Genomic DNA, 567 nt, shown 5'->3' with positions numbered 1-567 from the left:
GCGCGAGCGCCCCCAACCCCCCGCAAACAGCCGCCAGCCCCACGAGCTGAACCACCCCGAGCCGCTCCCCGAGCAACGCCGCGACCCCGGCCACCAGCAACGGAGCACTCCCCCGAGCCACCGGATAAACCTGCCCGAAGTCCCCAACCGCATAACACCGCACCAACAGCAGCGTGTACACGATGTGCAACACCACCGAAGCGAGCAGATACGGCCACGCCGCCCCCACCGGCCATTGGGTGAGCGCGATCGGCGCACACACCACCGCAGACGTCACCCCAATGACCGCGAACACCGCATACCGGTCATCGACGGCCTTGGCCAGCGCGTTCCATACCGCGTTCAGAAATCCGGCGAACAACACAAGCAAGGCAACGAGCATGGGCCCGACTCCATCAAGATCTCGCCGCTCGAGCCAATGATTAAGCACAACGCTCAATCGCGTGGACGAACGCCCGGCTCACGGCGCGACGCGGGCCGTACGCGAAGGGGCACCGGAGTGCTCGGACCTGCGGCCGGATGGGAGACTTCCCTGTCTTTGGTCGTGGGTGGGAGGGGTTTGGGGTG

At 66.5% G+C, this 567-nt stretch carries 1 pseudogene; it reads right to left on the bottom strand.

The features are described 5' to 3' along the window. Nucleotides 1-382, bottom strand: a pseudogene (locus tag ACYVE7_RS35415) (EamA family transporter); the annotation flags it as partial. Nucleotides 383-567: the final 185 nt, after the last annotated feature.

Source organism: Actinocorallia lasiicapitis, assembly GCF_054778695.1.
This window is presented reverse-complemented; position numbering and strand designations above follow the sequence as displayed.